4 protein-coding genes and 1 pseudogene are annotated in these 6,484 nt (G+C 72.2%); 1 reads left to right on the forward strand and 4 read right to left on the reverse strand.

Going from position 1 to position 6,484, the window contains the following annotated elements; translation table 11 throughout:
- Positions 1-30: 30 nt before the first annotated feature.
- The 4 genes and pseudogenes from EST92_RS18965 to EST92_RS18980 form a co-directional block, all read right to left on the reverse strand.
- A complete protein-coding gene (locus EST92_RS18965) occupies positions 31-1,281 on the reverse strand; it encodes a MerR family transcriptional regulator (RefSeq protein ID WP_129282077.1) in 1,251 nt (416 codons plus the stop codon).
- A 30-nt stretch (positions 1,282-1,311) separates the two neighbouring features.
- Entirely contained in the window at positions 1,312-2,241 is a 930-nt protein-coding gene (locus EST92_RS18970; protein ID WP_129282078.1) for a metal-dependent hydrolase, read from the reverse strand.
- Between the two features lie 271 nt (positions 2,242-2,512).
- Positions 2,513-4,267, reverse strand: coding sequence for an SDR family oxidoreductase (locus tag EST92_RS18975; RefSeq protein ID WP_129282081.1), 1,755 nt, complete (start codon positions 4,265-4,267; stop codon positions 2,513-2,515).
- A gap of 19 nt (positions 4,268-4,286) precedes the next feature.
- Positions 4,287-5,210 (reverse strand): annotated as a pseudogene (locus EST92_RS18980) (ABC transporter ATP-binding protein); the annotation flags it as partial.
- Between the two features lie 310 nt (positions 5,211-5,520).
- Here EST92_RS18980 and EST92_RS18985 point away from each other — a divergent pair.
- Positions 5,521-6,387 carry a M24 family metallopeptidase gene (locus EST92_RS18985; protein ID WP_129282079.1) on the forward strand — a complete coding sequence of 289 codons (867 nt, stop codon included), beginning with the start codon at positions 5,521-5,523 and terminating at the stop codon, positions 6,385-6,387.
- Positions 6,388-6,484 lie beyond the last annotated feature (97 nt).

A 6,484-nucleotide genomic window follows, 5' to 3' on the forward strand; every position in this document is an offset into this window, starting at 1 on the left:
TCCTCGGCGGACGGCTCGTCCCCCCAGCCGTCAGCCGCCAGCCGTACCGGCCTCCGCGTCTTCCGGTGCGGGACTGCTTCCGCCCGCCGCCAGGGCGTCCATCGTGCGGGCCTGGACCTCCCGCCGCGCGGCAGCGGCGATGAAGGCGGCTGCGTTCTCCGGGCCCACCAGATCCCGTACGGCCCGTACGGCGTCGGCGGGGAGCAGCACCTCCTCGCACACTGCCGGGGCGGTCTCGGGACGGGGGGCCGAGACCGCCCCGGCGGCTGCCGGCGGCTCGACGGCGCCCCGGGGCCCGGGGACACTCCCGAGGCCCCGGCTCCCGGCGTATGCCTGCTCGGCGGACACCGCGGCGTTCCCGGCACCGGCTGCTGCACCGGCCGCCGCGCCTGCTGCGGTCTCAGCCCGTGCGGCCGACCCGGCGCCCGCACCTGCTGCCGTCCCGGTGGGTGCTGCCGTCCCGGTGGGTGCTGCCGTCTCGGCAGCCCTGGCCGCCCCGGCCACCACGTCGGTCGGCCTTCGTGTCTCCGCGGGCCGTGCGTCGCTGAGGTGGTGGCGCAAGTACCGGGTGGCCAGGGTGCGCATGGCGCGGGCGAGTTCGGCGTCGATGGTTTGCTGGGCCAGGGGGCGCATCCGGCGTACGAGGGCGGCGGCCTCCGCTGCCTCGGCCCCGGTGGGCGGATGGTCCAGGAACGGCTGGAAGACGTGCTCGGCGGTGAAGTCCAGGAAGCGGGCGGCGATGTGCTCGACCTGGCCGCGCACCTCCCGCAGATGGCCGGAGATCGCCCGGAGCGGGACGCCGGCGGAGTGCAGTTCGGCGGCGACGGCGAGTTCCTGCGGGCTGGGGACGAGGAACTCGTCGTCCCGGCCGGGGACCCGTTCCAGGACGCCCAGTTCGACCGCCTCGGCGATCGCCGTCTCGTCGGACGTTCCCCCGAAGGCGGCGTCCAGTTCGGTGCGGGAGAGGCGGGAGGGCTCCTCGTCGGTCCACGGCCCGTCGATCTCGGCGACCAAGCCCAGGACCCCGCCGAGGTCGAGGCCCGCGTCCCAGGCCTGGAGGAGTTCCTTGATGCTGGCCAGGGTGTAGCCGCGGTCGAGCAGACCGGCGATCTGGCGCAGCCGGGTCAGATGAGCCTCGCCGTAGACATTGGCCCGGCCCCGGCGTTCCGGGCGGGGGAGCAGCCCGCGGTCCTGATAGGCGCGGATGGTGCGGACCGTGGCGCCGCTGAGGTGAGCCAGGTCCTCGATGCGGTATTCGGCCGGCTGCGGCTGCTCGGTCAATGCGGTTGCTCCTCACACCATGGCCGCGCGCTACGAGAGGGCCGCTCGGCCCACCGCACCCGCCGCGGCCCGCGCGGCCGGGGAGGACGCCAGATAGGCGACGGCCGTGCGCAGCGACCCTTCCTGCGAGGGATGGTACGACCGCCGCAGATACCGCGGTATCGCCGCTCCCAGCTCACGCCAGGTGGGCAGCAGCCCTTTGCGGACGGCCTGGTTGTGCGCGCGCAGGGAGTAGCGGGAGCGGGCGGCGAGCTGTGGGTCGTGCCGCAGGAGGTAGGCCGCGCCCCAGCCCCAGAGGTAGAGCAGCACGGGGGCGGTCACGGCCATGCCCAGGGCCCGGCGGAGATAACGGGCGGGGTCCGGGCCACCGGTGTGCTGGTACATGTCGAAGGCGACCGCGCGGTGCTCGACCTCCTCGGCACCGTGCCAGCGCAGCAGATCGAGCATGACCGGGTCGGGGCCGGCACGGTCGAGGCCCTCGGCATCCAGCACCCAGTCGCCGAGCACCGCGGTGAACTGCTCGATGGCGGCGATGAGGGAGAGCCGGAAGCGCAGCCACTCCTGGCCGGTGAGCGGGAGGCCGAAGGGCGGCTGCTCGCCCAGGAGGCGGGCGAAGAGGAAGTCGACGCGCCGGGTGTAGGGAGCGGTGTCCAGGCCCTGGTGGGCCAGGTGGTCGAGCACGGTGGAGTGCTGAACGCTGTGGGTGGCCTCCTGGCCCATGAAGCCCTTGACGTCCGTGCGCAGTTGCTCGTCCCGGACCAGCGGCAGGGCTTCCTTGAAGACCTTGACGAACCATCGTTCGCCCGCCGGTAGCAGCAGATGCAGCACATTGATGACGTGGGTGGCGGTGGGCTCGTCCGGTATCCACAGCAGCGGCGTGGCATGCCAGTCGAACGAGACCCGGCGCGGCGCGATCGGGTGGGGCTCCTGGGGGTGCGAGGGGAGGTGCGGGGTGCTCATGCGCGGCTCCTGAGGTGCGCAGTTCTCTGGTTCACGGGCGGGCGCCCGGGGCCCCGGACCGGGCAGAAGCTGCACCGGCGGCCCGGGAGAAGTGCCGTGCGCGGCGGACACCCGACGGGGGCCCGTGCGCGGCGGACACCCGACGGGGGCCCGTGCGCGGCGGACACCCGACGGGGGCCCGTGCGCGTCGGACACACGAAGGACGTCTGTATGCGGTGGACACCCGACGGGCGCCCGCGCCACATCCGGGGTTACCGGGGTTCGTAGGGCACTACAGCCGGGGTTCGTAGCGGGCGAAGGCGCGCAGCAGGCGCGGGGCGAAGCGGGACAGCAGGCGGGCGCCGCGTGCTTCGGGGGTGACCGGCACCACCGCCTGGTTGTGGACCACCGCACGCAGGATGGCGTCGGCGACCTTCTCCGGCGGGTAGTTGCGCCTCCGGTACCTCCGCGCGGCCGATTCCTGGCGGCGCTTCTCCTCCTCGGCCGGGACTCCGGTGAAGCGGGCGGTGTTCGTGATGGCGGTGTCGACCAGCCCGGGGCAGATGGCGGTGACGCCGATTCCCTGGCCCGCCAGTTCGGCGCGCAGACACTCGCTGAGCATCAGGACGGCCGCCTTGGAAGTGCTGTAGGCGGGCAGCAGCTTCGACGGCAGGAAGGCGGCGGCCGAGGCCGTGTTGACGATATGGCCGCCCTGTCCGCGATCCGCCATCCGCCTGCCGAAGATCCGGCAACCGTGGATGACCCCCCAGAGGTTGACGTCAAGGACCTTCTTCCAGTCCTCGGTGGTGGTCTGGAAAAAGGAACCGGCCAGCCCGATGCCGGCGTTGTTGACCAGCACGTCGACGGTGCCGTACTCCGCGTCGACCCGGTCGGCCAGCTTCTCCATCGCCGTCCCGTCCGCGACATCGACCACCTCCGCCCAGGCCTGGGGTGCGCCGATCAGCCGGGACATGTCCGCGGTCCGTGCCGCGCCCTCGGCGTCCCGGTCGACGGCGATGATCCGCGCGCCGGCCTCCGCGAAGGCGAACGCCGTCGCCCGGCCGATGCCGCTGGCCGCGCCGGTCACCAGCACCAGCTGCCCGCCGAATCGGTCGGCGTGCGGGCCGGACGCCACGACCCGCTTCGCCGGATCCCCCTCCTCCTTGGCGGTGACGAACTCACCGATCCAGGAGATGAGTTGGTCGGGGCGGGTGCGCGGGACCCAGTGCTTGGCCGGGAGGGTGCGGCGCACCAACTGGGGCGCCCACTCCTCCAGGTCGTCATAGAGCCGCTCGGAGAGGAAGGCGTCGCCGGTGGGGGTGATCAGCTGGACCGGGCAGTGCGCATAGGCGTCGCCGCGCGGGCGGCGGAGCCGGGGGAGCACATTGTCGCGGTAGAGCCAGGCACCGTGCGCCGCATCCCTCGGCAGCGAGGCGGTGGGGTAGGCCCCGCCCGGCACCTTCTCCATCCGCTCCAGAATCCGCGGCCACTGCTTGCCGAGCGGGCCCTTCCACGCCAGCTCGGGCAGCACGGGGGTGTGCAGCACGCCGACGTACCAGGACTTGGCGCTCTGCTGGAGCAGCTGGGCGGCGCGGCGGGGGGTGGGGCGCGTCATCCGCTTCTTGATCCAGTGGCCGAAGTGGTCCAGGGACGGGCCCGACAGGGAGGTGAAGGAGGCGATCCGGCCCTCCGTACGCCGCACGGTGGCGAACTCCCAGGCCTGTACGGAGCCCCAGTCATGGCCGACGAGATGGACCGGGCGGCCGGGGCTGACGGCGTCGGCGACGGCCAAGAAATCGTCCGTCAGCTTCTCCAGGGTGAAGCCGCCCCGCAGCGGCCGCGGGGCGGTGGACCGGCCGCAGCCCCGGACGTCGTAGAGCACCACATGGAAGCGGCGGGCCAGGCCGCGGGCGACCTCGGACCACACCTCCTTGCTGTCGGGATAGCCGTGCACCAGCAGCACCGTCGGTCGTTCCGGATCCCCCAGCTCCGCGACGCACAGCTCGATACCGCCGGTCCGCACCCAGCGCTCCCGCGCCCCCGCGATCCCGGCACTGGCCCCGGCCCCGGACCAGGCCGAGCCCGAGCCCGGCGACGGTGTCCCGCACCAGGTCGTAGGTCTCCTCGCCGGCGGCCTCGACGTACAGGAGGTGACCGGAGGACGCGAGGCTCTCGGAGCCTCCGCCGGCGGTGGACACCGTGACGCCGGCTCCTTCCAGGGCGGCGCGCAGTGCTCCGGTGCCGTCCGGATGGGCGTCGGTGTCCGTGACCTCGATCGCCAGCGAGGCCGTGACCTGCGTGAACTCATCGGTCGAGGAGGAACGCAGCAGTTTGCCGCCGTCGATGACGACGACATGGTCACAGGTGCGCTCCAGCTCGCCGAGGAGGTGGGAGGTCACCAGGACGGAGATCCCGAAGTCGCGGTGGACGCGCTGGATCAGACCGAGCATCTCGTCCCGCCCTGCCGGGTCGAGGCCGTTGGTGGGCTCGTCGAGGAACACCAGCTGCGGGTCGTGGACCAGGGCCTGGGCCAGCTTCACCCGCTGCTTCATGCCCGTCGAATAGCCGCCGATGGGGCGGTAACGCTCCTCGTAGAGGCCGACGTGGCGCAGGGTGTCCGCAGTGCGCTCGCGGGCGGCGGTCGGCGGCAGGCCCGACATCCGGGCCATGTGCACGACGAATTCGGTGGCCGAGACGTCCGGCGGCAGGCAGTCGTGCTCGGGCATATAGCCGACCCGCTCACGGATGGTGCCGCCGTCCTTGGTCACGTCCAGGCCGAGGACATGCGCACTCCCTTCGGTGGCCGGGGCGAGTCCCAGAAGGATCTTGATCAGGGTGGACTTGCCGGCGCCGTTGGCACCCACCAGGCCCGTTACGCCGGGGGCGATGTCAACGGAGAGCCGGTCCAAGGCGGTCACCCGCGGGAACCGCTTGCTCAGGCTTTCGGTCACGATCACAGTCACGTCATCGACGGTAGTGGCGCCCGCCACACCGGTCGTCAACCCAGACGATGGGATGTTCCTCCCCCTGCGGTATTACGTGCCCGTAGGGGTCTCGTTCTGTGAGCTGCCCCGGCGTCAGGGGCACGGTCTGTGAGCTGCCCCTGCGTCGGGAGGCGCGGTCTGCGTCGGGGGCACGGTCTGCGTCGGGGGGCGCGGTCCGTGAGCTGCCCCTGCGGAGGGGGCCGGCGCCCGCGCGCCCGGTGCCCTCTTGACGCAGCCGCCGGTCATTGTCACATTCATCGGTGTCAAGTTACGAGCACGTACCGCGATGCACTGCTCAGGGACGGGACGGTTGGCGATGGGCTCAGTCACCACAGCGACCTCACCAGGATCCGGCGAACTCAGCGCCGGGCTAAGGGGGTTCAGAGAGGTCCAGCGGCTCGCCTATGCCTGCGCGGAGGCGGTGGCCGCACAGCTCAGGCCCGGGGTCACGGAGCGGACGGCGGCGCGGATGCAGCGCGAGTGGCTGCGCGAGCGCGGCGTACGGGACTGGTTCCATCTGCCGTTCGCGTGGTTCGGTGACCGCACCGCCTTCGTCAATTTCCGCGTGCCGATGCAGTTCTTCCCCACCAACCGTGCGCTGGAGCCCGGGATGCCCTTCATCCTCGATATGGCACCGGTCCACCGGGGATTCACCGCCGATATCGGCTACTCGGGCTGTCTGGGCCTCAACCCCGTGCACGACCGACTGCTCGCCGACCTCGGAGCACATCGGGAGCTGATCCTGCGCGAGGTGCGCGAGCGGCGGTCGCTGCGGGAGATCTACGAGGACGTCGACCGGCTGATGGTGCGGCAGGGCAACGCCAACCGCCACCGCGCCTACCCCTTCGGGGTGATCGCGCACAAGATCCATCGGGTCGCGCAGCGCCGCTGGTCGCCCACCCTCTTCGGGTTCGGCATCCACTCCCTCAAGGGGCTCGCCTCCGATGCACTGCGCGGCCACCGTGCCGGCTGGTCCCCGCTGTGGAGCCCGTACACCTTCTCCGACCACCCGCCGGCGCCGGGGCTGTGGGCGGTCGAACCCCACCTCGGGTTCCGGGGTACGGGCGCGAAGTTCGAGGAAATCCTGGTCGTGACGGACTCGCAGGACCCGCAGGAGAGCGCCTTTTGGCTGGACGACGATCTGCCGCATGTGCGGCGCCGGCAGGAGGAGAAGTCCACGTGAACACGGAACCCGGAGGGGAGCAGGGGCATGGACGGGAAGAGGGACAAAGGCGGGAAGAGGGGCAAGGGCAGGAAGAGGGACAGGGGCGGGCCAGGTG

Origin of the sequence: Streptomyces sp. TM32 (genome assembly GCF_004122755.1) — a bacterium.
Classification (GTDB): Bacteria; Actinomycetota; Actinomycetes; order Streptomycetales; family Streptomycetaceae; genus Streptomyces; species Streptomyces sioyaensis.

Coding starts and splice junctions, on each gene's coding strand:
- EST92_RS18970 (WP_129282078.1), bottom strand. CDS start 2,241: ATGAGCACCCCGCACCTCCCCTCGCACCCCCAGGAGCCCCACCCGATC.
- EST92_RS18985 (WP_129282079.1), top strand. CDS start 5,521: ATGGGCTCAGTCACCACAGCGACCTCACCAGGATCCGGCGAACTCAGC.